Origin of the sequence: Bradyrhizobium canariense (assembly GCF_018130465.1) — a bacterium.
In the GTDB taxonomy this organism is placed as follows: domain Bacteria; phylum Pseudomonadota; class Alphaproteobacteria; order Rhizobiales; family Xanthobacteraceae; genus Bradyrhizobium; species Bradyrhizobium canariense_C.
Genome location: NZ_JAFCKJ010000002.1, coordinates 328007 through 352537, shown reverse-complemented (window position 1 = coordinate 352537; position 24531 = coordinate 328007). Strand labels below are relative to the sequence as shown.

Annotated in this window: 23 protein-coding genes and 1 tRNA gene; 10 read left to right on the top strand and 14 right to left on the bottom strand. The window is 63.7% G+C overall.

Annotated features, from left to right (window positions below):
* Positions 1 to 22: 22 nt before the first annotated feature.
* The 3 genes from rpsA to aroA all read right to left on the bottom strand — a co-directional run bounded on the left by rpsA (position 23) and on the right by aroA (position 3968).
* Complete coding sequence (rpsA, locus tag JQ591_RS05990) at positions 23 to 1729, bottom strand: 30S ribosomal protein S1 (RefSeq protein WP_211395101.1); 1707 nt, start codon at positions 1727 to 1729, stop codon at positions 23 to 25.
* A gap of 266 nt (positions 1730 to 1995) precedes the next feature.
* On the bottom strand, positions 1996 to 2634 hold the full coding sequence (gene cmk, locus JQ591_RS05985; protein ID WP_211395100.1) for a (d)CMP kinase: 639 nt from the start codon (positions 2632 to 2634) through the stop codon (positions 1996 to 1998).
* Entirely contained in the window at positions 2631 to 3968 is a 1338-nt protein-coding gene (aroA, locus tag JQ591_RS05980; RefSeq protein WP_211395099.1) for a 3-phosphoshikimate 1-carboxyvinyltransferase, read from the bottom strand. Before aroA ends, cmk begins: the two co-directional genes overlap by 4 nt.
* A 172-nt stretch (positions 3969 to 4140) precedes the next feature.
* On the opposite strand from aroA, the gene JQ591_RS05975 reads away from it, so the two are divergent.
* The gene (locus JQ591_RS05975; protein WP_106944029.1) at positions 4141 to 4551 is read left to right on the top strand and encodes a TIGR02300 family protein; all 411 of its coding nucleotides are present in this window, start codon (positions 4141 to 4143) and stop codon (positions 4549 to 4551) included.
* 95 nt (positions 4552 to 4646) lie between these two features.
* Positions 4647 to 4722: transfer RNA gene (locus tag JQ591_RS05970), tRNA-Ala, on the top strand.
* A 118-nt stretch (positions 4723 to 4840) separates the two neighbouring features.
* Here the strand turns inward: JQ591_RS05970 and JQ591_RS05965 are convergent.
* The gene (locus JQ591_RS05965; RefSeq protein ID WP_211395098.1) at positions 4841 to 5302 is read right to left on the bottom strand and encodes a MarR family winged helix-turn-helix transcriptional regulator; all 462 of its coding nucleotides are present in this window, start codon (positions 5300 to 5302) and stop codon (positions 4841 to 4843) included.
* 152 nt (positions 5303 to 5454) lie between these two features.
* Between JQ591_RS05965 and JQ591_RS05960 the strand changes: the two genes are divergently transcribed.
* The 8 genes from JQ591_RS05960 (at position 5455) to JQ591_RS05925 (ending at position 12724) form a co-directional block, all read left to right on the top strand.
* Positions 5455 to 5880: an organic hydroperoxide resistance protein gene (locus JQ591_RS05960; RefSeq protein ID WP_211395097.1), complete on the top strand. Its 426-nt coding sequence runs from the start codon at positions 5455 to 5457 to the stop codon at positions 5878 to 5880.
* A 176-nt stretch (positions 5881 to 6056) separates the two neighbouring features.
* A complete protein-coding gene (locus tag JQ591_RS05955) occupies positions 6057 to 7274 on the top strand; it encodes a CaiB/BaiF CoA transferase family protein (protein WP_211395096.1) in 1218 nt (405 codons plus the stop codon).
* A gap of 220 nt (positions 7275 to 7494) precedes the next feature.
* Positions 7495 to 8811, top strand: coding sequence for a sn-glycerol-3-phosphate ABC transporter substrate-binding protein UgpB (gene ugpB, locus JQ591_RS05950; RefSeq protein ID WP_211395095.1), 1317 nt, complete (start codon positions 7495 to 7497; stop codon positions 8809 to 8811).
* 47 nt (positions 8812 to 8858) lie between these two features.
* Positions 8859 to 9740 carry a sn-glycerol-3-phosphate ABC transporter permease UgpA gene (gene ugpA, locus JQ591_RS05945; RefSeq protein WP_211395094.1) on the top strand — a complete coding sequence of 294 codons (882 nt, stop codon included), beginning with the start codon at positions 8859 to 8861 and terminating at the stop codon, positions 9738 to 9740.
* A complete protein-coding gene (gene ugpE / locus JQ591_RS05940; RefSeq protein ID WP_211395093.1) occupies positions 9740 to 10588 on the top strand; it encodes a sn-glycerol-3-phosphate ABC transporter permease UgpE in 849 nt (282 codons plus the stop codon). Before ugpA ends, ugpE begins: the two co-directional genes overlap by 1 nt.
* Before the next feature lie 5 nt (positions 10589 to 10593).
* Positions 10594 to 11682 carry a sn-glycerol-3-phosphate import ATP-binding protein UgpC gene (locus JQ591_RS05935; protein WP_211395092.1) on the top strand — a complete coding sequence of 363 codons (1089 nt, stop codon included), beginning with the start codon at positions 10594 to 10596 and terminating at the stop codon, positions 11680 to 11682.
* Positions 11683 to 11974: 292 nt separating this feature from the next.
* On the top strand, positions 11975 to 12400 hold the full coding sequence (locus tag JQ591_RS05930) for an Hsp20 family protein (RefSeq protein ID WP_211395091.1): 426 nt from the start codon (positions 11975 to 11977) through the stop codon (positions 12398 to 12400).
* Between the two features lie 51 nt (positions 12401 to 12451).
* Entirely contained in the window at positions 12452 to 12724 is a 273-nt protein-coding gene (locus tag JQ591_RS05925; RefSeq protein WP_007598581.1) for a DUF1150 family protein, read from the top strand.
* 635 nt (positions 12725 to 13359) lie between these two features.
* Here the strand turns inward: JQ591_RS05925 and JQ591_RS05920 are convergent.
* The 10 genes from JQ591_RS05920 to JQ591_RS05875 all read right to left on the bottom strand — a co-directional run bounded on the left by JQ591_RS05920 (position 13360) and on the right by JQ591_RS05875 (position 24351).
* Positions 13360 to 14472 carry a tetratricopeptide repeat protein gene (locus JQ591_RS05920; RefSeq protein ID WP_211395090.1) on the bottom strand — a complete coding sequence of 371 codons (1113 nt, stop codon included), beginning with the start codon at positions 14470 to 14472 and terminating at the stop codon, positions 13360 to 13362.
* 146 nt (positions 14473 to 14618) lie between these two features.
* Complete coding sequence (gene ptsN / locus JQ591_RS05915; protein WP_007598573.1) at positions 14619 to 15080, bottom strand: PTS IIA-like nitrogen regulatory protein PtsN; 462 nt, start codon at positions 15078 to 15080, stop codon at positions 14619 to 14621.
* A gap of 238 nt (positions 15081 to 15318) precedes the next feature.
* Positions 15319 to 15948 (bottom strand): ribosome hibernation-promoting factor, HPF/YfiA family, encoded by a 630-nt coding sequence (hpf, locus tag JQ591_RS05910; protein WP_211395089.1) that lies wholly within the window; start codon positions 15946 to 15948, stop codon positions 15319 to 15321.
* Between the two features lie 80 nt (positions 15949 to 16028).
* Positions 16029 to 17642 carry an RNA polymerase factor sigma-54 gene (gene rpoN / locus JQ591_RS05905; RefSeq protein WP_211395088.1) on the bottom strand — a complete coding sequence of 538 codons (1614 nt, stop codon included), beginning with the start codon at positions 17640 to 17642 and terminating at the stop codon, positions 16029 to 16031.
* A gap of 90 nt (positions 17643 to 17732) precedes the next feature.
* Complete coding sequence (lptB, locus tag JQ591_RS05900; protein WP_211395087.1) at positions 17733 to 18731, bottom strand: LPS export ABC transporter ATP-binding protein; 999 nt, start codon at positions 18729 to 18731, stop codon at positions 17733 to 17735.
* Positions 18732 to 18987: 256 nt separating this feature from the next.
* On the bottom strand, positions 18988 to 19698 hold the full coding sequence (locus JQ591_RS05895) for an LptA/OstA family protein (RefSeq protein WP_211395086.1): 711 nt from the start codon (positions 19696 to 19698) through the stop codon (positions 18988 to 18990).
* Between the two features lie 5 nt (positions 19699 to 19703).
* Positions 19704 to 20432 carry an LPS export ABC transporter periplasmic protein LptC gene (gene lptC, locus JQ591_RS05890; RefSeq protein WP_211395085.1) on the bottom strand — a complete coding sequence of 243 codons (729 nt, stop codon included), beginning with the start codon at positions 20430 to 20432 and terminating at the stop codon, positions 19704 to 19706.
* Between the two features lie 144 nt (positions 20433 to 20576).
* Entirely contained in the window at positions 20577 to 21191 is a 615-nt protein-coding gene (locus JQ591_RS05885; RefSeq protein ID WP_211395084.1) for a ribonuclease D, read from the bottom strand.
* A gap of 119 nt (positions 21192 to 21310) precedes the next feature.
* Positions 21311 to 22831, bottom strand: coding sequence for a 4-amino-4-deoxy-L-arabinose transferase (locus JQ591_RS05880; protein ID WP_211395083.1), 1521 nt, complete (start codon positions 22829 to 22831; stop codon positions 21311 to 21313).
* Positions 22828 to 24351 (bottom strand): hypothetical protein, encoded by a 1524-nt coding sequence (locus JQ591_RS05875; protein ID WP_211395082.1) that lies wholly within the window; start codon positions 24349 to 24351, stop codon positions 22828 to 22830. Before JQ591_RS05875 ends, JQ591_RS05880 begins: the two co-directional genes overlap by 4 nt.
* Between the last annotated feature and the right edge of the window lie 180 nt (positions 24352 to 24531).

Genomic DNA, 24531 nt, shown 5'->3' with positions numbered 1-24531 from the left:
TGCAGCGAAACCTGCGTTTCGCTTACTTGCTGTCGCGGTTCTTGAGCGCGGTGCCGAGGATGTCGCCGAGCGTCGCACCGGAATCGGAGGAGCCGTACTGCGCGATGGCTTCCTTCTCTTCGGCGACTTCGAGCGCCTTGATCGACACCTGGACCTTGCGGGCCTTCTTGTCGAACTGGATCACGCGGGCATCGACCTTCTCGCCGACGGCGAAGCGTTCGGCGCGCTGATCGTTGCGGTCACGGGCGAGCTCCGAGCGCTTCACGAAAGTGGTGAAGTCGGTACCGGTGATCTTCACCTCGATGCCGCTCTCCTTCACTTCGATCACTTCGCAGGTCACGACCGCGCCCTTCTTGACATCGCCCGGCTCGGCGAAGGGGTCGCCTTCGAGCTGCTTGATGCCGAGCGAGATGCGCTCCTTCTCGACGTCCACATCGAGCACCACGGCCTTCACCATGTCGCCCTTCTTGTAGTTGTCGATCACCTGCTCGCCCGGCTGCTTCCAGTCGAGGTCGGAGAGATGGACCATGCCGTCGACGTCGCCCTCGAGGCCCAGGAACAGACCGAACTCGGTCTTGTTCTTGACCTCGCCCTCGACCGTCGAACCGGTCGGGTGACCTTCGACGAAGACCTCCCACGGGTTGCGCATGGTCTGCTTGAGGCCGAGCGAGATGCGGCGCTTGACGGAATCGACTTCCAGCACCTGCACTTCGACTTCCTGCGAGGTCGAAACGATCTTGCCGGGGTGCATGTTCTTTTTGGTCCACGACATCTCGGAAACGTGGATCAGGCCTTCGATGCCCGGCTCGAGCTCGACGAACGCGCCGTAGTCGGTGATGTTGGTGACGCGGCCGGTGAAGCGGGCACCCAGCGGGTACTTGGCTTCGATGCCCTGCCACGGATCGTCCAACAGCTGCTTCATGCCCAGCGAGATGCGGTGCGTCTCGTGGTTGATCTTGATGATCTTGACCTTCACGGTCTGGCCGATCGAGAGCACCTCGGTCGGATGGTTGACGCGGCGCCACGCGATATCGGTGACGTGCAGCAGACCGTCGATGCCGCCGAGATCAACGAACGCACCGTAATCGGTGATGTTCTTGACCACGCCGTCGATGACCTGACCCTCTTCGAGGTTCTGCACCAGTTCCTGACGCTGCTCGGCGCGGGTCTCTTCGAGAACCGTGCGGCGGGAGACGACGATGTTGCCGCGGCGGCGGTCCATCTTGAGGATCTGGAACGGCTGCGAGTTGTTCATCAGCGGCGCAACGTCGCGGATCGGACGGATATCGACCTGCGAACGCGGCAGGAAGGCCACGGCACCGTCGAGGTCGACGGTGAAGCCGCCCTTGACCTGGTTGAAGATGACGCCGTTGACCTTCTCGTTGTTCTGGAAAGCCTTCTCGAGCTTGCCCCAGCTCTCTTCGCGGCGCGCCTTGTCGCGCGACAGCACGGCTTCGCCGAGAGCGTTCTCGATCCGATCGAGGAACACTTCCACCTCGTCGCCGACCTTGAGCTCGCTGTCACGGCCGGGGCCGGAAAATTCGCGCAGGGCAACGCGGCCCTCAGTCTTCAGGCCGACGTCGATGACGGCCATGTCCTTTTCGATTGCAACAACCTTGCCCTTGATGACTGAGCTTTCCTGCAGGTTGCCACCTGCGAAGGACTCGTCGAGCATCGCGGCGAAATCGTCGCGCGACGGGCTATAGGTATCAGCAGAAGTCGAAGCCATTTGTTCTCCAGTTGCGGATGTCGTGCCGGCCGTTGGGTTCATGGGCGCATCGCACGCGCAGTGTCGGGAGGTCCGCAGAACCTTCGAGCGACCGCTCGCTGGTCCGACCTGGAGGCGGAACAGCGGAAGCGGGCCGGCTGAGGCCCGCGCATTCGATACGTGGAAATCTTTTGTCCGGAGCCTGGATCGCGTCGGCCCCGAACAGGGACCGAGAGCATCGACCTCAAAGAGCGGGAGCGGGCGCTTCCTCCAATGACGGCTGCGGCTTAACCCCGCGACCGGCCCGCTCGGACGGCCTCGATAATGTCGATGGCGGCCCGGACGCCGCCTTCTATATCCAGTTGGGAGTTATCTAGCAAGTAAGCATCCGCGGCCGGTTTCAGGGGCGCGATCGCCCGGTTTTTGTCCCGTTCGTCGCGCTCGATGATGTCGGCGAGCACGGCCGCCTCGTCGGCCTCCTCGCCCCGCGCCTTGGCCTCCATGGTTCGGCGGCGGGCACGGACCTTGGGGTCGGCAACGACGAAGATCTTCACGTCAGCGTGGGGGCAGATCACGGTTCCAATATCCCGCCCATCGAGCACGGCGCCGGGCGGATCGGCGGCGAACTGCCGCTGAAAATTGACCAGGGCCTCGCGGACTTTGGGGATCGCCGAGACGATGGAGGCGCCCTCGCCGGCCTTCTGGGTCTTCAGGGCGGGATTGCCGAACTTTTCGGGATCGAGTTCCAGCGCCGCAGCGACCGCCGCCGCCTCGTCCCGGAGATCATGACCGGACTGCATCAGGGAATAGGCCACCGCGCGATAGATCACGCCGGTATCAAGGTGACGGTAGCCGTAATGGTGGGCAAGACGCTTGCCGAGCGTCCCCTTGCCCGAGGCCGCAGGCCCGTCGATGGCGATGATCATGAAAAGTCGGCCCCAAGCGAACGCATCATCGGAATGAAATCCGGGAAACTGGTGGCGATGAAGGCGGTGTCGTCGACGGTCACGGGCTGGTCGGAGGCGCAGCCCATCACCAGCGCGGACATCGCGATACGATGGTCCATGTGGGTGGCGACGAGGCCGCCGCCGGGAACGTGACCGCGGCCTTCGACGATCAAATCGTCGCCGGAGACCTCGACCTTGACGCCGTTGACGCGCAGCATGGCGGCGGTGGCCTCCAAGCGGTCGGATTCCTTGACGCGCAGCTCCTGGAGGCCGCGCATGATGGTCGTGCCCTCGGCGAAGGCGGCCGCCACCGCCAGCACCAGATATTCGTCGATCATCGACGGTGCGCGCTCCGGCGGCACCTCGACACCGCGCAGTTTCGAGGCGCGCACGCGCAGCTTCGCCATCGGCTCGCCAGCGTCGCCGCGAACTTCGCTTTCCTCGATCGAGGCACCCATTTCGCGCAGCGTGGTGAAAAGACCGGTCCGCAGCGGATTGGTCATGACGTCGGACAGGACGACGTCGGAGCCTTCGACGATCAGCGCAGCAACGATGGGGAATGCCGCCGACGAGGGATCGGCGGGCACGACGACATTGGCGCCATGCAGCTCAGGCTGCCCCACGAGCGTGATACGGCGGCCGTGCTGACCTTCCTGCGTCGAGGTGATCTCGGCGCCGAAATGCTTGAGCATCAGCTCGGTGTGGTCGCGACTGGCTTCGGTCTCGATGACGGTGGTGGTGCCCGGCGCGGCCAGGCCCGCTAGCAGCACGGCGGATTTGATCTGGGCCGAGGCGACCGGGGTCTTGTAGGTGATCGGCAACGGGTCGCGCGCACCCTGGACGGTCAGCGGCAGACGGCCGCCCTCGCCACCGGAGAGGACCTTCGCACCCATTTTTTCCAGAGGATCCAGAATCCGGCGCATGGGCCGGCTGCGCAACGAGGCATCGCCGTCGAAAATCGCTGAGATCGGGCAGCCGGCGACGGCGCCCATGACGAGCCGGCAGCCGGTGCCGGAGTTGCCGAAATCCAGCGGCCCTTTGGGTGGGGCGAACCCCGCGACACCCACGCCGTTCACCTTCCAGGCGAAATCTCCGGTGCGCTCGACCCTGGCGCCGAGCGCCTGCATGGATTTGGCGGTGTTAAGGACGTCCTCGCCCTCCAGGAGGCCCGAAATCCGCGTCTCTCCGACCGCGAGCGCGCCGAGGATCAGGGCGCGGTGGGAGATCGACTTGTCCCCGGGCACCCGTACTTTCCCGGTCAGGGAACCGCTGGCGCGCGACTGGAGCGGCGTCGGCTTGTCGGAATGGCTCAAGTTTATGTCCTTGGATAGGCCCGAAACGTCCCTGCGGGACTCGCGGGGCAGGTACCACATGGTCTCCCCGCCGTCACGGGCATGTCGTTCTCCCGTAATGCGCTATTGACAGCGGGCCGCCAACTAGCCAAGTGAAGCACCGCTTTTCAGACATTCCCAGGATTCCTCTGCCGTGGCCAAGTCCGAACTCGGAACCAAACGTATTTGCCCGACGACGGGCAAGAAGTTCTATGATCTCAACAAGAATCCGGTGATCTCGCCCTATACCGGTGAAGTCGTGCCGATCGCGCCCATCGCGCCGGCTCGTGCACCGCGCGGCGCCGAAGCCCGCCACGCAGCAGCAGCCGCCGACACCACGCCAGAGCCGGCGGAGGTCGAGGAGGTCTCGCTCGAGGAGGCCGATGCCGAGGAGAACACCGGTAAGGTCAAGGCCGTCGTGCCCGAATCCGAGGACGACATCGAAGTCGATGAGACCATCGAAGACGATGACGATGATGATTCGACCTTTATCGCCGACGACGAAGAGGGCGATGAGGACGTGACCGACATCATTGGTGATGTCGGCGGTGACGAAGAGACTTGAGATCAGCCCTGATCTGTGAAAAAGGGTGCACCGCGCGAGTCACCAGGCTCGCCGGTCAGGAGTGATCCACCAGGATTATTCCGTTTGAGAACTACGGGGCCATAGCTCAGCTGGGAGAGCGCTTGCATGGCATGCAAGAGGTCGGCGGTTCGATCCCGCCTGGCTCCACCAGTCTTCGCAGGCTGCGCCTGCTTCGGCTCGGCAAGCCCGGAAGTTGCTCGTAGCGAAGTGAGGGAAGGCTGCCGCGGCGAAGCCCGCAGGGCGTAGCCGGGCGAGGTCAGGAACTCCCCTACTCCCCGATCACCGCATTCAGCCTATCGCGCAGGGCGACGATCTCGTCTTTCATCGCGACCAGTTCCGAGACCGAGCAGTCCGACGCCGCCAGGATCGATTGCGGCACGGCGCGCGCCTTGTCCTTCAAGGCGTGGCCCTGCGGGGTCAACGCGATCAGCACCTGACGCTCGTCCTCGCTCGAGCGCGTGCGCTTGACGAGGTGGGCCGCCTCGAGCCGCTTGAGCAGCGGCGTCAACGTGCCCGAATCCAGGAACAGCTTTTCGCCGATGGTCTTGACCGGCACGTCGTCGCGCTCCCACAGCACCAGCATCACCAGATATTGCGGATAGGTCAGGCCGAGCCGGTCCAGCAGCGGCTTGTAGACGCGGTTGAAGGCATGCGCGGCCGAATAGACCGCGAAGCAGATCTGGTTGTCGAGGCGAAGCGGCGCGTCCGCTGCCGATTGTTTCCGGGGCATCGAGAATCTCACAGGACTTGCTCCATTCTGGGGCCGGCCGGCGGCACATTCAATTGCGAACAATTAAATGTGAGACGCCATAATTTCAATTGCGCACAATCTAATTGTTTGCGATAAAGATCGCACCCCACCGAAAACACAGGGAGACGAAAATGTCCGTGAACGTCCTCTACAAGACCAGCGCGAAAGCCACCGGCGGCCGCGACGGCCATGCTGCGACCCTCGACGGCGCGCTCGACGTCAAGCTCACCACGCCGAAGGAGCTCGGCGGCGGAGGCGGCGCCGGCAACAATCCCGAGCAGCTGTTTGCGGCGGGCTATGCCGCCTGCTTCATCGGCGCGATGAAGTTCGTATCCTCGCAGGGCGGACCGAAGGTTCCGGCTGACGCCTCCGTGACCTCGACCGTCGGCATCGGGCCGCGCGCGGCCGGCGGCTTCGGTCTCGACATCGACCTTGCCGTCTCGCTGCCGGGCCTCGCCCGTGCGGACGCCGAGGCGCTGGTCGAGAAGGCGCACCAGGTGTGCCCCTATTCCAACGCGACGCGCGGCAACGTCGACGTCCGCCTGACGGTCGTCTGATCGTATGGTGGATTGGCCGGCTCGGGATCCCCCTCGGGCTGGCCGCTTCCGCTTGATTTGCCATCCCGCGGGATTGCGGCAACCGGCCTGCATGACGCCCTACGCGGGAAGCCATTGCTGGCTCAGGCGAACCTCGTTAGGCCTGTGATCAATCTCAACACAGGGGAAGCGAAGGCATGACTGAAGCCGCCAGTTCTGGAGCTGCCACGGGCGCAATGAGCGGCCTGCGCGTCATCGATCTCACGCGCGTGCTCGGCGGTCCCTATTGCACCCAGATCCTCGCCGACCATGGCGCCGACGTGATCAAGGTCGAGCCGCCCGCAGGCGACGAGGTGCGCGACTGGGGCCCTCCCTTCCACGAGGAGGACGCGGCCTATTTCATCGGCATCAACCGCAACAAGCGCTCGATCGGCCTCGACCTCGCCTCCGAGGGCGGCCGGACCGTGCTGCTCAAGATGCTGGAGAGCGCCGACGTCCTGATCGAGAACTTCAAGCCGGGCACGCTGGAGAAATGGGGCATCGGCAACGAGGTCCTGCGCGAAAAATTTCCGCGCCTCGTGCATTGCCGGATCTGCGGCTTTGGCGCCGACGGACCGCGCGGCGGCAATCCAGGCTATGACGCCATCATCCAGGCCATGACCGGCATGATCGCGGCGACCGGCTCGCCGGAGAGCGGACCGATGCGGATCGGCGTGCCGCTGGTCGACATCGGCACCGGCCTCTATGCGGCGATCGGCATCCTGATGGCGCTGTCGGAGCGGCAGCGCTCGGGCCAGGGCCAATTCCTGGAGACGACGCTGTACGAGACCGGTCTTGCCATCATGCATCCGCACACCGCGAATTATTTCATGCATGGCAAGCCGCCATCGCTCACCGGCAACGAGCATCCCAATCTCGTGCCCTATGCGATCTTCCCGACCAAGACCGACAACATCTTCATCGGCGTCGGCAACGACGGCACCTTCCGCAAGCTCGCCAAGGAGATCGGCAAGCCCGAGCTCGGCACCGATCCGCGCTTTGCCCGCAACAAGGACCGCATCGCCAATCGCGAGGCACTGCGGGCAGAGCTCGCCGCCGTGTTCAGCCAGCACGAGGCCGAGCCGCTGTGCAATCGCCTCCTCGCCGCGGGCCTGCCCGCAGGCCCCGTGCAGAAGATCGACCAGGCGTTGACCAACCCGCACACGATCGCCCGCGGCGATGTTATCGAGAAGGACTGGTACAAGGGCGTGGCGTCCCCGATCCGGCTCGATCGCAGCAAGCCGAGCCTGCGTCGCCTGCCGCCGAAGTTCAGCCAGCACGCGGCCGAGGTGCTGGGCGAATTCGGCTACTCCAAGTCCGAGATCGACGCGATGGTCGAACAGGGCACGGTCTGCGGACCCGAGCGCAAGCGCTAGGGCCCTCGCCTTCCACATCCGACGGCAATGCCGCACTGCGGCGCGGGCGCTCGGTGCACCGCGAACGGAGGACGCTGCGCGCGCGGCATTCGCCTATTTGACAGCTTCCCTTTTCCAGCGCTTGCCGCTTTCGTTTCGGCCGCTTACACAGTCATGTGAACGTCATATGGCGCTGCTAGCGCAAGCGATCATTTTTGACGGCCCAAGGGAGGTTTACTTGATGGCTCTTCGACATTTTGGAGCGGCTGCCGCTGTTGCACTCACGGTTGGACTATCGGCCTCGCCGGCCTTGGCCGTGACCGAAATCCAGTGGTGGCACGCGATGACCGGCGCCAACAACGACGTCATCGTCAAGCTCGCCACCGATTTCAACGCAGCGCAGAGCGACTACAAGGTGATCCCGACCTACAAGGGCAACTATCCCGATACGATGAACGCCGGCATCGCGGCGTTCCGCGCCGGCAACGCGCCGCACATCATGCAGGTGTTCGAAGTCGGCACCGCGACCATGATGGCCGCGACCGGCGCCGTGAAGCCCGTCTACAAGCTGATGGCCGACGCCGGCGAAAAGTTCGATCCCAAGATCTACCTGCCCGCGATCACCGGCTACTATTCGACGTCGAAGGGCGAGATGCTCTCATTCCCCTTCAACTCGTCCTCGACAGTGATGTGGGTCAACCTCGACGAGCTGAAGAAGGCGAACGTGGAGATTCCGAAGACCTGGCCCGAAACGTTCGAGGCCGCCAAGAAGCTGAAGGCTGCCGGTCATGACACCTGCGGCTTCTCCGGCTCCTGGGTCACCTGGGTCAATCTCGAGCAGCTCTCCGCCTGGCACAACGTGCCGCTCGCCAGCAAGGCCAACGGCCTCGACGGCTTCGACACCGTGCTCGAGTTCAACGGACCGCTTCAGGTCAAGCATCTCGAAACCCTGGTCGAGCTGCAGAAGACCAAGACGTATGACTACGCCGGCCGCACCAACACCGGCGAAGGCCGCTTCACGTCGGGCGAATGCCCGATCTACCTGACCTCGTCGGCCTTCTTCGGCAACGTCAAGGCACAGGCCAAGTTCAACTTCACCGCGGTGCCGATGCCGTATTACCCGGACGCGAAGGGCGCACCGCAGAACTCGATCATCGGCGGCGCTTCGCTGTGGGTCATGGGCGGCAAGTCGGCCGAGGAGTACAAGGGCGTCGCAAAGTTCCTGACCTTCCTCTCGGACACCGATCGCCAAGTCTATATCCACAAGGCCTCCGGCTATCTGCCGATCACCAAGGCGGCTTACGCCAAGGCGAAGGAAGAGGGATTCTACAAGGATCAGCCCTATCTCGAGACCCCGCTGCTCGAGCTGACCAACAAGGAGCCGACCGAGAACTCGCGCGGTCTGCGCCTCGGCAACATGGTTCAGCTGCGTGACGTCTGGTCGGAAGAGATCGAGCAGGCACTGGCCGGCAAGAAGACCGCCAAGCAGGCGCTCGATGCCGCCGTCGAGCGCGGCAACACGATGCTGCGGCAGTTCGAAAAGACCGCCGTCAAGTGAGGCAATGAGCGGCAGGCCGCGACCCGGCCTGCCGCTCGGCTGACATCATGCAAAAGCAAGCCATTTTCCAAGCAAAGCTATTGCCCTACGCGCTGGTTGCGCCGCAGCTCGCGATCGTCCTGATTTTCTTTTATTGGCCGGCCTTCCAGGCGGTGGTCCAGTCCTTCCTGCTCCAGGACGCCTTCGGTCTGTCGACCACTTTTGTCTGGTTCGAAAATTACATCGAGCTGTTCAAGGACGCGGCCTATTTCGAGGCGATCGTCCGGACCTTCTTGTTCTCGTTCGCCATCGCGGTCTCGTCGCTGTCGTTCGCGCTGCTGCTCGCCGTGATGGCGGACAAGCCGCTGCGTGGCTCGATGCTCTACCGCACGCTGCTGATCTGGCCCTATGCGGTGGCGCCGCCGGTCGTCGGCGTGCTCTGGATTTTCATGCTGCATCCCTCGCTCGGCGTGCTCTCGCGCTATCTGCGCGGAATGGGTGTCGACTGGAATCCGCTGCTCGACGGCGACCAGGCCGCCGCGCTCATCATCCTCGCCGCCGCGTGGAAGCAGATCTCCTATAATTTCCTGTTCTTCCTCGCCGGCCTGCAAGCGATCCCGAAGAGCGTGTTCGAGGCCGCCGCGATCGACGGCGCCCGTCCGATGCGGCGGTTCTGGACCGTGACCTTCCCGCTGCTGTCGCCGACCATCTTCTTCCTGCTGGTCGTCAACATCGTCTACGCCTTCTTCGACACCTTCGGCATCATCGACACGATGACCCGCGGCGGTCCCGGGACATCGACGGTCACGCTGGTCTACAAGGTCTATTCCGACGGCCTGCTCGGCGGCAATCTCGGCAGCTCGGCGGCGCAGTCGGTCATCCTGATGGTCATGGTCATCGTGCTGACGGGAATCCAGTTCCGCTTCGTCGAACGCAAGGTGACCTACTGATGGTCGAGGAAGAGGGCTTCCGGCGCTACGTCGCCCACATCATCCTCTGGATCGGGATCGCCATCGTCGCCTTCCCCGTCTACATCGCGTTCGTCGCCTCGACGCAGGACAACGCGCTGATCGCCAACGGGCAGATGTCGCTGCTGCCGGGCGGTCATTTCTTCGAGGTCTACTACCAGACCATTTTCGTCGGCACGAGCGGCTCGACCCGCGAGCCCGTCGGCAACATGATGCTGAACTCGCTGGTGATGGCGCTGCTGATCGCGGTCGGCAAGATCGCGATCTCGATCATCTCGGCCTATGCGATCGTGTATTTCCGCTTTCCGTTCCGGATGCCTATCTTCTGGATCATCTTCATCACCCTGATGCTGCCGGTCGAGGTGCGCATCTATCCGACCTACAAGATCGTCGCCGACCTCCACATGCTCGACAGCTATGCGGGCCTGTCGCTGCCGCTGATCGCCTCGGCCACCGCGACGCTGCTGTTCCGCCAGTTCTTCATGACCGTGCCGGACGAGCTGCTGGAGGCCTCGCGCATCGACGGCGCCGGTCCGCTGCGCTTCTTCTGGGATACGCTGCTGCCGCTGTCGCGCACCAACATGGCGGCGCTGTTCGTGATCCTCTTCATCCTCGGCTGGAATCAATATCTCTGGCCGCTGCTGATCACCACCCGCGACGACATGCAGACCATCCAGGTCGGCATCCGCAAGATGATCACCACCACCGACGCGCTGACCGAATGGCCGATCGTGATGGCCACGGCCGTGCTTGCGATGTTGCCGCCGGTGTTTGTCGTCGTCGTGATGCAGAAACTGTTCGTGCGCGGACTCGTGGAGACGGAAAAGTAGATCCCATGGCTAACGTCACCCTGCGCAACGTCCGCAAGACCTATCCCGGCGGCTTCGAGGCCATCAAGGGCGTCAACGTCGATGTCGGCGACGGCCAATTCTGCGTGCTGGTCGGCCCCTCCGGCTGCGGCAAGTCGACACTGCTCCGCATGGTCGCAGGCCTCGAGACCGTCACCGGCGGCGAGATCGACATCGGCGGCCGCATCGTCAACCAGATCGAGCCCGCCGACCGCGACATCGCGATGGTGTTTCAGAACTACGCGCTCTATCCGCATATGAGCGTCTTCAACAACATGGCCTACGGCCTGCGCAACCGCGGCATGAAGGAGGCAGAGGTCAAGACGCGCGTCGACGAAGCCGCACGCGTGCTCGAGCTCACGTCGATGCTGGAGCGCAAGCCGCGCCAGCTCTCAGGCGGCCAGCGCCAGCGTGTCGCCATGGGCCGCGCCATCGTGCGCCAGCCGAAAGTGTTTTTGTTCGACGAGCCGCTGTCCAACCTCGACGCCAAGCTCCGCATCGCGATGCGGGTCGAGATCCGCAAACTGCAGCGCCGGCTCAACACCACGTCAATCTACGTCACCCACGACCAGCTGGAGGCGATGACGCTAGCCGACGTTCTCGTGGTGATGAATGGCGGCCAGGTCGAGCAAATCGGCAATCCCCTGGCGATCTACGAGAAGCCAGCGACGACCTTCGTCGCCTCCTTCATCGGCGCGCCGCCGATGAATCTGATGTCGACGCGGCCCGAGGAGATCCGGTCGCAGCTCGCCGGCAGCGGCGCGGCTGACGCCGGAATCCTCGGCATCCGCCCGGAGGATTTCGTCATCACCGACCAGACGCCCGCCGACGGCGTCGTATTGCCGCTCACCGTGGAAGCGATCGAGCGCGTCGGTGCCGAAACCTTCGTCTACGGCACGCGGGCTCAGGAAGAGCAGCGCATCGCCGCCAATCCCGGCGAGCTGCCGCCCGGTGAGGTCATCGTCCGCATCCCTGGTTCCGAGGCGCCGCCGATCGGCCAGCAAATCCGGGTCGCAGCGATGCGCCAAAAGCTGCATCTGTTCAGCGGCGACGGGCGGGCACGAATCGAGGCCTGACCGGTTCCGCAGGTCCGTCGATTAAAAACGCGAAAACAACCCCATGCACAGTAGAAGGGGGTCTGTTTTCGTTGGGATAAATCGCCCCGCAAATTCGTCGTCCGGGCTTGCCGTCGTCGCAGAAGCTTCGTCGGCCCAACATCGAATGCCCGGCGAAGCCTTGGCGGCGCCGGGTCGCGGGCATCCCTGCTACCTGCTTGAACCCACACGGGGATATGCCCATATTGCTGATCAAGGGGTGCCTTGACGGGCCCTGATGCACCAAAGTCGCTTCGAGAGGACTTTGTAAACTATGTCTCGTGTTCCCACGCTTTCCAGTCCGTTCCTTCTGGGCTTCGACGAGATCGAGCGCGTGCTCGATCGCGTCGTCAAAGGCGCCGACGGTTATCCTCCCTACAATATCGAGAGGTGCGACCGATCGGAGGGCCAGCCCGAGCGGTTGCGAATCACGCTGGCGGTCGCCGGGTTCACGCGCGACCAACTCGATGTAACTATTGAGGAAAACCAGCTCGTCATTCGCGGACGGCAGCAGGACGACAAGACCCGGCAATACATCCATCGCGGCATCGCCGCGCGCCACTTCCAGCGCACCTTCGTGCTGGCGGAGGGGATGCTGGTGCTGGGTGCGGATCTGAAGAACGGGCTGTTGTCGGTCGATCTTGCCCGGCCTGAACCGGAGAGGATCGTTAAGACAATCGCTATCAATGAGCACGAATAATGGAACGAGTAGCGGACTCGACCGCTTAGTTTCGAGACAGGAGTCGAGACCATGAGTGAAGGTCACGTTGCGTTCGAATACGAAGCCAAGAACGTCTCTCCGGAGACGCTGGCAACCCTCGGCGAAGGCCATATCGCCTATGTGAAGCAGATCCGATCCGAGGACGTTCCGGGCCTGTTTCCCGAAGCGCCGAAGATCGCGCCGGGCCTCAAGCTCTTCGCGCTCCACGCCGCCGACGGCACGCCGATCATGCTGACCGACAGCCGCGAAGCCGCGATCGCCAACGCCTGGAGCAACGAGCTGCAAGCGGTGAGCGTGCACTGAGCACGCGCACGTCGCACGAATAGGGTTTCAAGCGGGCATGCCTTCGAAGGAAGGCGTGCCCGTTTTGCTTCTTTCCGCATACTGCGGGCTATCTCAGCCGGAAGACGATGAAGGGAAGCTCAAATCTGGGTCGTGCTCAGTTTTAGATTTGCCTGATAATCGATATCACCATGCAAAATAGCATCACTGCTCCCCACCCAAGCGCGACCCAGTAGAAACACACGCAGGCGCCGAAAACTGTCTCGTTGCTTGTACGGGTTACATAGCCGTTGCGGCTCCAAACTTTTCCCTTGGTACTCGCAAGCCGCAATTGCCAAACCACGCTGGCCAACCATCCCAACATGCCGGCGAGTACGAGGAATGTAATCAAGGGAAGATCCTATTGCGAAGCGTACCGCCTAGTCGTGGAAGCAGGGACTTCCGATTGGATCGACGCTTGCGAGAGAAGGCGTGCCCGATTTCATTTTGAGATGAAGGCCCCGCGTCGTCATTGCGAGCGCAGCGAAGCAATCCAGAATCTTTCCGCGGAGGCAGCCTGGATTGCTTCATCGCAAGGGCTCCTCGCAATGACGGTGTCGAGAGACCCGCGCTCGCAATGACGGAGAGTAAGGTTGCAGCACAGCCCTACACTCGCATCATTTCAGAAAGCCAAGCCCTTCGCGCGCGGTATCGTAGGCCCATTTGTCGTTCGGCGGCAGCGCGAGCACGCTGTTGAAATCCGCGCGCGCATGTTTGGCGTCGGACAGCATCATGTAGAGGAGGCCACGATTGACCAGGGCGATCCGGTTCGTGGGATCCAGCCGTATCGCCTCGGCATAGTCGGCGAGCGCGCGGGTGTGCTCTCCGAGGTCGCGCAGCGTGCTGGCACGATTGCTGTAGGCCATCGAATTTCCCGGCTGCAGCCGAATCTCTTCCTCGTAATCGGCCACGGCGCGTCTGTCATCGCCCTTCTTGCGCCAGGCGGCGGCGCGGACGTGGTATGCCTTCACGTAAGCTGAATTAATCCGGGTGACTTCGTCGAGCTCCCTTATTCCACTGTCGGTGTCGTCCTTTCTCAGGAGAGCGATGGCCCGACAATAGTGGCCGCCGGCGCTCCCGGGCTCGAGACGGACCGCGCTGTTGCAATCGTCCAGTGCCTCGTCGGTTTTGTCCTGGTCGAGGCGGACGAGTCCACGCAGCTCATAGGGCCATGCGGCGGCTGGATTGCGCCGCATCGCCTCGCTGTAATCGGCGGCGGCGTGGTCGTAGTCGTCCTTTGCCGCATACGCCTGTCCCCTGATGACAAGAGCAAAGTAGGTTTGCGCGGGATTGCGTTCGATGGCCTCGGTGAATGCAGTGATGGCGAGATCGAAGTCGCGCTTGTTGAAATACTCCAGGGCACGGGAGGTGTAAGACGGTCCGTAGCCCGGATCGAGGCGAATGGCCTCGTTGAAGTCAGCCAGGGCGCGATCGCGGTCGCCGCGTGCGGCATAGGCGCGCCCCCGGCACTCATGGGCTCGCACGAAATTCGGATCGATCCGTAACGCAGCGCTGCAATCCGCAAGGGCTCGGTCCCAGTCCCGCTTTTTGAAATAGGTTTCTCCACGCTGCTCGTAAGCCATCGCATTTCCCGGATCGGCAGCAATGATCTCGGTCTTTTCCGCGACGATGCGGTCGTTTGACGCCTCGTCAGCATGGGCAACAGCCGTGGCGGCGATGGTGACAGTGCAAAGCAGACCGAAGACCCGGCCTATCGAACCGCAAATCATGTCTCAAAATTCCTGCGCCGAATCCCTGCCGGTCGCGGAATGCACAACCGATCCGGGCGCGCGTGGAATCCGGTGGTGAAATATCGCAGCGCCCGCCTGTGACATAAGTCGCAAACGGCTGGGCTCGGGTTCGAAGAACGAGAGTGTTACGCCGCAGTCGCGGGCGGCAGTGCCAGCACCGAATAGATCGCCTGCGCGTCGCGCGAGGCGCGGAGCTTCTTGGCGATGTCCTGGTCGCGCAGCAGGCGGGCGATGCGGGCGAGTGCCTTGAGGTGATCGGCGCCGGCGCCTTCCGGGGCGAGCAGCAGGAAGACGAGGTCCACCGGCTGGCCGTCCATCGATTCGAAATCGATCGGACGATCGAGACGGGCGAACAGGCCGAAGATCTTTTCCAGCTTGGGCAGCTTGCCGTGGGGAATGGCGACGCCGTAGCCGACCGCGGTGGTGCCGAGCTTCTCGCGTTGCAGGAGCACCTCGAACACGGAACGTTCGTTCTGCCCGGTCAGCTCGGCGGCCCTGGCCGCGAGTTCCTGAAGCGCCTGCTTCTTGCTGTTGACCTTCAATGCCGGGAGAATCGCCTCGGGCGCGACCAGATCGGTAATCGGCATGGAAGTCTTCCGAGGTGAATGAAAACGTCAGGTTCCGAATTGGCCAGCCTGGACAAAGAACCTGGGCGGGCCGACGTCGAGAAGTTGAAGCAGGAAGCGGACTTAGCTCGCCCCTGATGTGGGGGGCTTCTACTCCAACGCAATCCCGGTGCCAACTCCCGCGTGCAGCTTTGCCCCGGTCATTGTTAAGGCGAAAAGGGGCACCCGGCGCGGGTTCCCAAGGGGTCGCCCAATGGCCTCAGGCGTTGCCATCCACCCTGCCGTCCGCCTTGACCTCGGCCTTGGCCCCCGGGGGGTCGATCCAGCCGACATTGCCGTCGGCCCGGCGGTAAATGATGTTCACCCGGCCCGAGGAGCCGTGCTGAAAGACCAGGCAGGGCGCCCCGCTGAGGTCGAGTTCCATGACCGCTTCGCTGACGGACAGCGGCTTCAGCGAGGTGGTGGCCTCGGCGATGATGACGGGGCTGTAGCCGGTGACCTCGTCCTCGTCCTCACCCTCGCCCGGTGCCTCCAGCACGTAGCTGGTGGCATCCATGGCGGCCAGCGCCGCGGAGGCGACATGGGCCTTGCGGGCGGAGCGGTCCTTGAGCCGGCTCTTGTAGCGCTTGAGCCGCTTCTCGATCATCACCAGCGCCTGGTCGGCACTGGCATAGGCGTCCGGTGCGTTCGAATCGGCCTCGAGCGTGATTCCCGAATCAAGATGCAGCGCACAGTCGGTGCGGAAGCCGAAGCCGTCCTTGCTCAGCGTGATGTGGCCGGAGTAATTGCCGTCGAAATATTTGCGCAGGACCTCTTCAGTCCGATCGGCAACGCGGCCGCGCAGGGCCTCGCCGACGTTGACGCTCTTTCCCGAGATGCGGAGAGTCATGTGAACCTCGCTTGGTTCGTGCCTGGCCTGGATCGGACCCGATAGCAGATCGACAGTAGCGCGATTTGGCGCGGGCGCAATCAGGCCGGTTCGGGATTGCGGGAGCGATCGGCCATGGCGGTGGAGAGGACGTTACCAAGAGCGCTCTGCTTGTCGCGGCGGCGTTGCACCGAGGAAGGAATGCGCATGGCTTCGCGGTACTTCGCGACCGTGCGGCGGGCAATATCAATGCCCGAGCCGCGCAAGCGTTCCACGATAGTGTCGTCGGACAGGATCGCGGACGGCGCCTCCGCATCGATCAGCTGCTTGATGTGGTGACGCACGGCTTCGGCCGAATGCGCCTCGCCGCCATCGGCCGATGCGATCGAGGCCGTGAAGAAATATTTCAACTCGAACGTGCCGCGATTGGTCGCCATGTATTTATTGGCGGTGACGCGCGACACCGTGGATTCATGCATCTGGATGGCGTCGGCGACGGCCTTCAGATTCAGCGGTCGCAGGTGCGCTACGCCATGGGTGAAGAAGCCGTCCTGCTGGCGCACGATCTCGGTTGCGACTTTCAGGATGGTGCGGGCGCGCTGGTCGAGCGCGCGCACCAGCCAGGTCGCGTTCTGAAGCGCGTCGGTGAAATACGATTTGTCGCCGTCCTTGCCGATCTTCTTCGACAGCTGCGAATAGTAGGTCTGGTTGACCAGCACGCGCGGCAAGGTGTCGCTGTTGAGCTCGACATGCCAGCCGCCATCGGGACCCGGACGGACGTAGACATCAGGCACCATGGTCTGGAGCCGGGCCGAGCCGAACTTCATGCCGGGCTTGGGATTGAGCCGGCGGATCTCGCCGATCATGTCGGCGATGTCCTCGTCGTCGACGCCGCAGAGCTTGCGCAAGGCTCCGATGTCGCGCTTGGCGAGGAGGTCGAGATGCTCGACCAGGGCCTGCATCGCGGGATCGTAGCGGTCGAGCTCGCGGAGCTGGATCGCCAGGCATTCGCTCAAATTGCGCGCGCAGACGCCGGGCGGATCGAATTTCTGCAGCACGGCAAGAACGTTCTCGACGTCCTGTTGCGATGCGCCCAGCCGTTCGGCGGCCTGGCCGAGATCCGGCGGCAGATAGCCGGCCTCGTCGACGAGGTCGATCAGGTATTGGCCGATCATGCGCTGCGCGGCCCCGGTGAAGGCAACCGAGAGCTGCTCGGCGAGATGGTCGCCGAGCGTGGTCTCCGCGGCGACGAAGGCTTCGAGATTGTAGTCCTCGTCACCGGAGGCGCCCCCGCCCCACTCGGTATAGGTGGTCGGCGCCGCATCCTGGGCGTTGCGCGCAGCCGCCTCGGCCGGTTCCTCGGAGAAGACGTTGTCCAGCCCGGTGTCCATGGTCTGCTCGATCTCGGCGCGGGTGCCGAGATCCTTGCTCATCCACTCTTCCTGGCCGGGCTCGAAGGCCTCGCCCGGACCGCCGCCCGGCTCGTCATTGTGGCCGCCGTCGCTGTCGTTGAACTGGCCGGTCTCGGCCGGGCCCTCGCCCGCGGGCGGCTCGTCATTGGCCCGTTCCAGCAGGGGGTTACGCTCGAGCTCCTCTTCCACGAAGGTCGTGAGATCGAGATTGGACAATTGCAGCAGCTTGATCGCCTGCATCAACTGCGGCGTCATGACCAGCGACTGCGATTGCCGGAACTCTAATCTCTGCGAAAGCGCCATGAAGCAAGAACCGATCCCAAAAGTTGGTCCGATTTTTGCTTATCCTAGTCCGAGCCCGATGTACACGTCTTGACGAATTGGAAAAACGGGCTAGAGGCGGAATTCCTCACCAAGGTAAAGGCGGCGCACGTCCGGATCGGCGACGATCTCATCCGGGCTGCCCTCGGTCAGGATTTCACCAGCATAGACGATGTAGGCGCGATCGGTGAGGCCGAGCGTCTCGCGCACATTGTGGTCGGTGATCAGCACCCCGATGCCGCGGTTGGTGAGATGGCGGACGAGGTCCTGGATGTCGCCGACCGCGATCGGATCAATGCCGGCAAAGGGCTCGTCGAGCAGCATGTAGTTCGGACGCGTCGCCAGCGCGCGCGCGATCTCGACGCGGCGCCGCTCACCGCCGGACAGCGCGATCGACGGCGATTTCCTCAAGCGCGTGATGTTGAATTCGTCGAGCAGCGAGTCGAGCTGCTGCTCGCGCTTCTTGCGCGAGGGCTCGACCACTTCGAGCACGGCGCGGATGTTCTGCTCGACGGTGAGGCCGCGGAAGATCGAGGCTTCCTGCGGCAGATAGCCGATGCCGAGCCGCGCGCGCTGATACATCGGCAGCTTGGTGACGTCGTGGCCGTCGAGCTCGATCGCGCCGCGATCGGCCTTGATCAGGCCGGTGATCATGTAGAAGACGGTGGTCTTGCCGGCGCCGTTCGGGCCGAGCAGGCCGACCGCTTCGCCGCGTCGCACATAGATGCTGACGCCGCGCACGACCTGGCGGCTGCCAAAACTCTTTTCCACGCTATGCACAGCCAGGAAGCCCGGCCGCTTCAAGAGCTGAGGCCCACCGGCACCGTTAGGCCTGCTGGCAGCCCTCACGGGGTGAACCGCCTGGGCCCGAGGCTGCTCGGCTTGATAGTCGCCCTGGAACTGATCGGGTGCATGCATCGGCTGGTTACGGGCGATCGGCGGCGCGTCCCGGACCGGGCTGGCCACCAGACCGCCGACGCTGTCACCGAGCGCGGTGATGTCCTGACGCGCAAATCCTGGCCGGCCGCGTTTGGCAGGGCGCCGACGGAACATGCTGAAGAGATCGACCATCCCCGCCTTCTAGCCTTTCGCGACGATCCTGCGCGGAACCCGCGCGATCTGCCGAGCCGGCCTCACGATTCGCCGACACAACATGAGTGACGGAATGTCTCATGCCCAGTGAAACACGCCCGAAAAGCGGCGGACGCCGCTTCGAAAGCCCTTCGCGCTAGATACAGTCTCGGCGGGCAAGCTTCAACCTCGGATGGGGGGCAATCAGCCCAAGCAATTGAAATCATTCTTTAAATTTACTTTGACTGACTTGGGCTTACTTGGGCTTACTTGCGCCAGGCAATTGCAAGGGCCCCGCACCGGGCTTGCCCGCGCCTCCGGATCCGCAATCATTGCCGCCGCCCTGCGGCAGCAGCGCCTGCACCCGGCCGCTGTCGGATTCCACACGCGACACGCCCGTGGTCATATCGACCGCCAGCCGGTCGCCGCGCAGCACGTTCTTGCACTGCGTCAAGACGACGCCGCCCAGCATGGTGATGAGGTTGGTCCTGGTGTCGAACACGGCGGTCTCGCCTGTCACCACCTGGTCCTTCTGGGTGACGACGACATTGCCGCGCGCCTCCAGCCGCTTGATCGAGGAGCTGCCACCCGGCCCCGGCGTCGCCGACTGTATCGGCGCGCCCTTTGTCGCCTTCGCCGCAGGCTGCGGCGCGGCCGGCTTGTCGCCGCCCGAATCGTAAAACACCACCAGCGTCTTCGAGGTCATGGTGGTGTCGCCCTGCACGACCTTCACATTGCCGGAGAAGGTTGCTTCCTTCTTCTTGTCGCGCATCTCGAGCGAGGCGGCTTCGATCTGGATCGGCTGATCGCGGTTCTGCGAGAAGCCCTGCATCGCGTTGGGCACGCCTTGCATCGTGCTCTGCGCGATTGCCGCACCCGTTGCGATCAACGCGATGCCGACGGCGAGCGCGGCCGCACCAGGGATAACGCGCCGCTTGTCTTCGTTGCGCGGGAAAAACCTGATCATGAAAATCACTTTGAATTGGCAGACTTGTTCTGGGGCGTACGTGTCTTCGCCGCCGGCGCGGGCTCGGCCGGCGCAGCCGGGCTGGCGGCGGGATCGTCCAGCTTGTCGAGATGCATCACCACATTGCCTTCGAAGCGGATGACGTCGCCGCCTTCCGTGATCCGCAGCCGATCGGCGGTCAGCGTGCCGTTGGTCAGCTTGACGTCAACATGCTCATCCGAGGTGACCGTGCCCTTGCCCATGTCGACGAAGGCCGAGTTCAACCGTGCCTCGTAGCCGGTCGAGGTGCGCAGGAAGATGTCCTTGTGCAGGTCGAGCTGCTGTTGCTTGTTGTCGAACCTTCCGGTGCGGGCATCGAGGAACAGCGTCGATTGGTCTTCCATCAGCACTTTCGCGCGCAGATCATGGAGATCGACATGATCGGGATCGGTAATGTCCTGTGTCGCGGTCTTGGCCCAGAGCTCATAGGGCCGCTGGTCCGGGGTGAAGCCGGACATATGCGGCGATTCCATCGTGATCTTGGTGCCTGTCACCACGAGATTTCCGGAGTCGAGCTTCACGGGAATCTGGAAGGGGTTGAAAATGGTCGATATGAGGACGAGCAGACCCATTGCCGCAGCGACTGTCGCCGGCACCGCGATGCGCAGAATCCGCACCATGCGGCTGTGGCGCGCCGCGCTGGCGAACTTCGCCGCAAGCGCGGCGTCATAGGTGACATTACGGGCCGAATTCACCTGGGCTCCTGAGGTGTCGCTCGCCTTGTCCGGTTGACGCGCACCCCCATTGTAGCCGGCAACGCCAGAATATGCAGCCAGCGACAGGCCGTTACGAAAGTGTCTGAAACGGGGCGACCGCCAGCCTGGACGCCACGCGAAACCTTAGGAATGGGCGAAAATGTCCTCTTCGGCCCAGCCCTGGAGATCGAGCAGGGCGCGGGTCGGCAGGAAGTCGAAGCAGGCCTTGGCCAGCGCTGTGCGGCCTTCCCGCACCAGCATGGCATCGAGGCGCTCGCGCAAGCCGTGCAGATGCAGCACGTCGGAGGCGGCGTAGGCGAGCTGCGGCTCGGTCAGGCTGTCGGAACCCCAATCGCTCGATTGCTGCTGCTTGGAGAGGTCGACATTGAGCACCTCGCGCACGAGGTCCTTGAGGCCGTGGCGGTCGGTGTAGGTGCGGATCAGGCGGGAGGCGATCTTGGTGCAGTAGATCGGTCCGGTCATGACGCCAAACGTCTGGTACAGCACCGCGACGTCGAACCGCGCAAAGTGGAAGATTTTCGTGATCGCGGGATTGGCCAGCAGGGCCTTCAGGTTCGGCGCGTCGGTATGACCCTTCGGGATCTGTACCACGTCCGCGCTGCCGTCGCCGGGCGAGAGCTGCACCACGCAGAGCCGGTCGCGATGCGGGTTCAGGCCCATGGTCTCGGTGTCGATCGCCACCGCTCCGGTGTAGCGGGACAGATCGGGCAGGTCGCCGCGGTGCAGGCGTACGGTCATGGCGTTTCAAACCTCAATCGAATCGGTGCGCCTTCGCAGGCTAATACCCGGGACAGACGCTGGCGAGGGCCGGCCGCGATGTATCCGTTGGCAGCCGCCGGCGCAAGCATCGGGCACGGCTAGTAGTTCAGGCGCACGAGCACGTCGTTGACGCCGAAGGGGCTGGCGGGCGCATCGCAAGCGCCGCGCCGCGCGAAGACGCAGGCCGGCTTCTCGTCGCTCGTCATTGCGCAACTTCGTCGCGAGAAATCCGCCGGCAATTCGCTGGCCAGGTTCGCCGGGCCGATGATGCGGTTGAACCCGGCCTGGTGCGTCTGCACCAGAGCCGGAAGTCCTCCCTTGGCCAGGGGGTCGTCCCGATAAAAGGAATAGACCGGCCGGTGGGCCGCGAGCTGCCCGCGTCCGGGCACAAAGGGATAGCTGATAGCGTACAGGGCCAGACCGCAGAACTCAGGATCGGCTTCGAGCTCAGCCACCAATTGGGCCACGCCGATGCCGCGCATCCAGTTGTCGCGCATGATGGGCGTTGCACCCGACAGACCGAGCGAGAGCAGCAGCCAGCCGCCGCACACGACGGCAAATGCCCGGGAGCGCCACGCGCTGTGCCGGCGCATCATCTCGACCCAATCGGCGGAGCCAAGTGCCGCAGCGATGATCAGCAGGGCGATCGACAGGAAAATGAAACGGTATTCCTTGTGCACGATCATGCTGTGAAACGCGACGTTCACGACGGCCGCGACGATCAGCAGGGGGGCATGTCGCCAGCCGCGCCAGAGCGCCAGCAGCATCAGCAACATCGCGCCCGACCACAGAATTGAAGCCTGGAGAATGTAAGCGGCCGCCGGCGCGACACCGAATTCCGATGCGCGGTCATGCAGGAGGTTTTGCTGAATATTCTGGACGAGCCACGCAAACGGCGCTGAGCCGTGGACCACGTCGACGGCGCCGGACAGCACCAGGACGACGCATCCGCCCGCGACCAGGGCAATCGCGCTTCGCGGATCGCGCCAGCACGCCGCCAACGCAAACACCGCGCAAGCCGGCACATATTGAAAGCGCCAGACACAGCCAAGAGCAAGCAATGCGCCTGCGGCGAAGAGCCGGTTTCGCGCGAGTTCGCCCGTCAGCAGATAAGCCGCCGGCAGGATCACGGCCGTCGCCAGCGGTTCGCTCAGCGTGTGGGGCGCGTAGTAGACCAGCTCGAACCAGACCGCGGCGGCAAACGCCGCAACGACGGCATGCGACCTGGAGATGCGTTCGCCGAAATGCCAGGCCGTCGCGACGATCGACAGCGAGGCAAGCCCAACCACCAGGCGAGGCGCGACGAAGGCGCCCCAGCCGCCCGGCGCAAGCCAGTCTCCCAGAGCGACCGGCCCTGCGAACAAGGTCGGCAGAAACCAGCTCCGAATGCCGTCGCGCCATTCCCAGGTGACGACCGCCTGGTGGCCAAGCAGGCGCCAGGCCGGCTCCAGATATTGATACAGCTCGTCGACGTGAACGATGTTCGGCCAGAAGGCGAGCGGCAGCCGGACCGCCGCAGCCAGCAGCAGCAATGCGCAGAAGACGCCGTACCGCGTCGCGAAGCTTTCGGCTTTGACGGCGGGTGCGACGGCGGGCAGAGCTGCGGCGCTGGTCGTCATTGTCTTTTGGCTTCGCCGGCAAAACCGGATTGGGGCTTGACGTAAACGGTCTCGTAGGCGCCGGTGTATTGCTCACGCCAGCCTCGCCGCTCCACGAGAAACCGCCGCAGCTGTTCGTGCGCCTTGACCCACAGCACGGCGTCGATCCGGTATTTATCGAGCACCATGTCCCACGCCGCCTCGTCGACCTCCCAGCTCACCAGCTTGAAATAGTCGCGCAGCAAATCGTCCGGATAGGCGGTGGCGGCGCGGCCATCGACGAACGGGCGAATGGTGCCGTGCGTCGCGAAGATCAGGTAGCCGCCGACGTTCCAATGGTTCAGGATCCGCGCACCGGCGAGATGCTTTTGCAGATAGCCGGCATCTTCGGTCGACAGCATCGGCGGCAGTGCGAGCGCCGGCGCAACGCGCAAATAGGCCATCGGCAGGGTGCACAGACCGACGATGCCGGCGGCGAGCAACGGTCCACGCACGTCGAGACCGGTGAGACGCCGAGGCAGCAAGCGGCTGAGGTGAAGCGCCATCGGCGCGGTCGAGAAAATGAAGAAGAAGGCGACGTACCTGAACTGATACAGTCCCAGAATCAGGAACAGCCAGGACATCAGCCTCGGTTCAAGTGGCACCGGCCTGGAGTTTCTGTAGCGAAGCTCGAGCGCGACGAAGGCCAGCATGTACAGGATGCCGGGAATGCTGCCTGGCATTTCCATGTTGTCATAGTAGGGCAGCCATTCGGTAATATTGCCCTGGACGAAGTGCCCCATCGTCGCGGCGGCACCGGCATAGATATTCCAGCCGAGCGGATTGACGAGTGTCGCAGCAAGGCACCCGATCCCCGCGAGAGCAAGGATCCTGAGGTCGGCCCAGGCCCCTCTGAGCAAGGCGGCGCCGAAGAAGACGCCAATCACGAAAAAGCCGAGCAGAAAACCGCCGTGCAGATTGGCCCAGAGCGCCATCAACACGGGAAGCACGAACCATCGCGTTCGTCTCAGGCATTCGCGATAGAAGACGGCGCAGAACAACATCGTGCATGTATTCGGCGAGACCGCGAGATACATGTTCGGCGCAGCTTCGTAAGCGGGATAGAGCAGGCAGGCAAAGAACACCGAAACGCAAACCGCGACCGGCGACGCACCGTAACCAAGAGAGATCGCAGTCAGGATGCCGACGATCGCTGCGCCACAGGCCACCGTCGACAGGACGAGGCCGCCAAAGCCGGCGTACTGAAACGTCGCACTGGCAAGCGCGTCCCAGAGCCAGGACAGATTGAACCATGGCTTGTCGCCGTGGGTGAACGACCAGGGGTCCTGGAGCGGGATCGCGTTGCGTTCCCGGATGAGATCTCCGGCCGCCAGATGCCAGCCCAGATCGTAGTGACCGAGCAGAAACGGCGCGTTCAAGACGTAGAACAGGCAAATGAACGAGATCAGGAACAGATAGATTCCCGATCTCAGAAAAATCGGGCTGATCGCGTTCGCAACCTTGTCGAATGCCGGCTCGTGCCAGACCTGGTGCTGATCCACCGCTTCCCTCACGACAAAGCGAGCCCGATGGCTCTGCCGGCTCGCCGATCGCCGGATGCGAGCCTGGCCGCTGACTTAGGGCCAAGTTGTCTAAAGTGGAGTAAATTCGGATGCTGCAATCGATGGGGTTTGGCGAACGAAATTCGGTGCGACAGCGGGCTTCTGAGACCTCCAAGCAAC

Excerpts from the sequence above, each read along its gene's own strand:
- JQ591_RS05880 (WP_211395083.1), bottom strand. The coding sequence starts at position 22,831 with ATGACGACCAGCGCCGCAGCTCTGCCCGCCGTCGCACCCGCCGTCAAA.
- JQ591_RS05930 (WP_211395091.1), top strand. The coding sequence starts at position 11,975 with ATGTCTCGTGTTCCCACGCTTTCCAGTCCGTTCCTTCTGGGCTTCGAC.
- ugpA (WP_211395094.1), top strand. The coding sequence starts at position 8,859 with ATGCAAAAGCAAGCCATTTTCCAAGCAAAGCTATTGCCCTACGCGCTG.
- lptB (WP_211395087.1), bottom strand. The coding sequence starts at position 18,731 with ATGGTCGATCTCTTCAGCATGTTCCGTCGGCGCCCTGCCAAACGCGGC.
- JQ591_RS05965 (WP_211395098.1), bottom strand. The coding sequence starts at position 5,302 with ATGCCCCGGAAACAATCGGCAGCGGACGCGCCGCTTCGCCTCGACAAC.
- JQ591_RS05925 (WP_007598581.1), top strand. The coding sequence starts at position 12,452 with ATGAGTGAAGGTCACGTTGCGTTCGAATACGAAGCCAAGAACGTCTCT.
- JQ591_RS05955 (WP_211395096.1), top strand. The coding sequence starts at position 6,057 with ATGACTGAAGCCGCCAGTTCTGGAGCTGCCACGGGCGCAATGAGCGGC.
- ugpE (WP_211395093.1), top strand. The coding sequence starts at position 9,740 with ATGGTCGAGGAAGAGGGCTTCCGGCGCTACGTCGCCCACATCATCCTC.
- JQ591_RS05935 (WP_211395092.1), top strand. The coding sequence starts at position 10,594 with ATGGCTAACGTCACCCTGCGCAACGTCCGCAAGACCTATCCCGGCGGC.
- ptsN (WP_007598573.1), bottom strand. The coding sequence starts at position 15,080 with ATGCCGATTACCGATCTGGTCGCGCCCGAGGCGATTCTCCCGGCATTG.
- ugpB (WP_211395095.1), top strand. The coding sequence starts at position 7,495 with ATGGCTCTTCGACATTTTGGAGCGGCTGCCGCTGTTGCACTCACGGTT.
- JQ591_RS05895 (WP_211395086.1), bottom strand. The coding sequence starts at position 19,698 with ATGATCAGGTTTTTCCCGCGCAACGAAGACAAGCGGCGCGTTATCCCT.
- cmk (WP_211395100.1), bottom strand. The coding sequence starts at position 2,634 with ATGATCATCGCCATCGACGGGCCTGCGGCCTCGGGCAAGGGGACGCTC.
- rpsA (WP_211395101.1), bottom strand. The coding sequence starts at position 1,729 with ATGGCTTCGACTTCTGCTGATACCTATAGCCCGTCGCGCGACGATTTC.
- JQ591_RS05960 (WP_211395097.1), top strand. The coding sequence starts at position 5,455 with ATGTCCGTGAACGTCCTCTACAAGACCAGCGCGAAAGCCACCGGCGGC.
- hpf (WP_211395089.1), bottom strand. The coding sequence starts at position 15,948 with ATGACTCTCCGCATCTCGGGAAAGAGCGTCAACGTCGGCGAGGCCCTG.
- rpoN (WP_211395088.1), bottom strand. The coding sequence starts at position 17,642 with ATGGCGCTTTCGCAGAGATTAGAGTTCCGGCAATCGCAGTCGCTGGTC.
- JQ591_RS05920 (WP_211395090.1), bottom strand. The coding sequence starts at position 14,472 with ATGATTTGCGGTTCGATAGGCCGGGTCTTCGGTCTGCTTTGCACTGTC.
- JQ591_RS05885 (WP_211395084.1), bottom strand. The coding sequence starts at position 21,191 with ATGACCGTACGCCTGCACCGCGGCGACCTGCCCGATCTGTCCCGCTAC.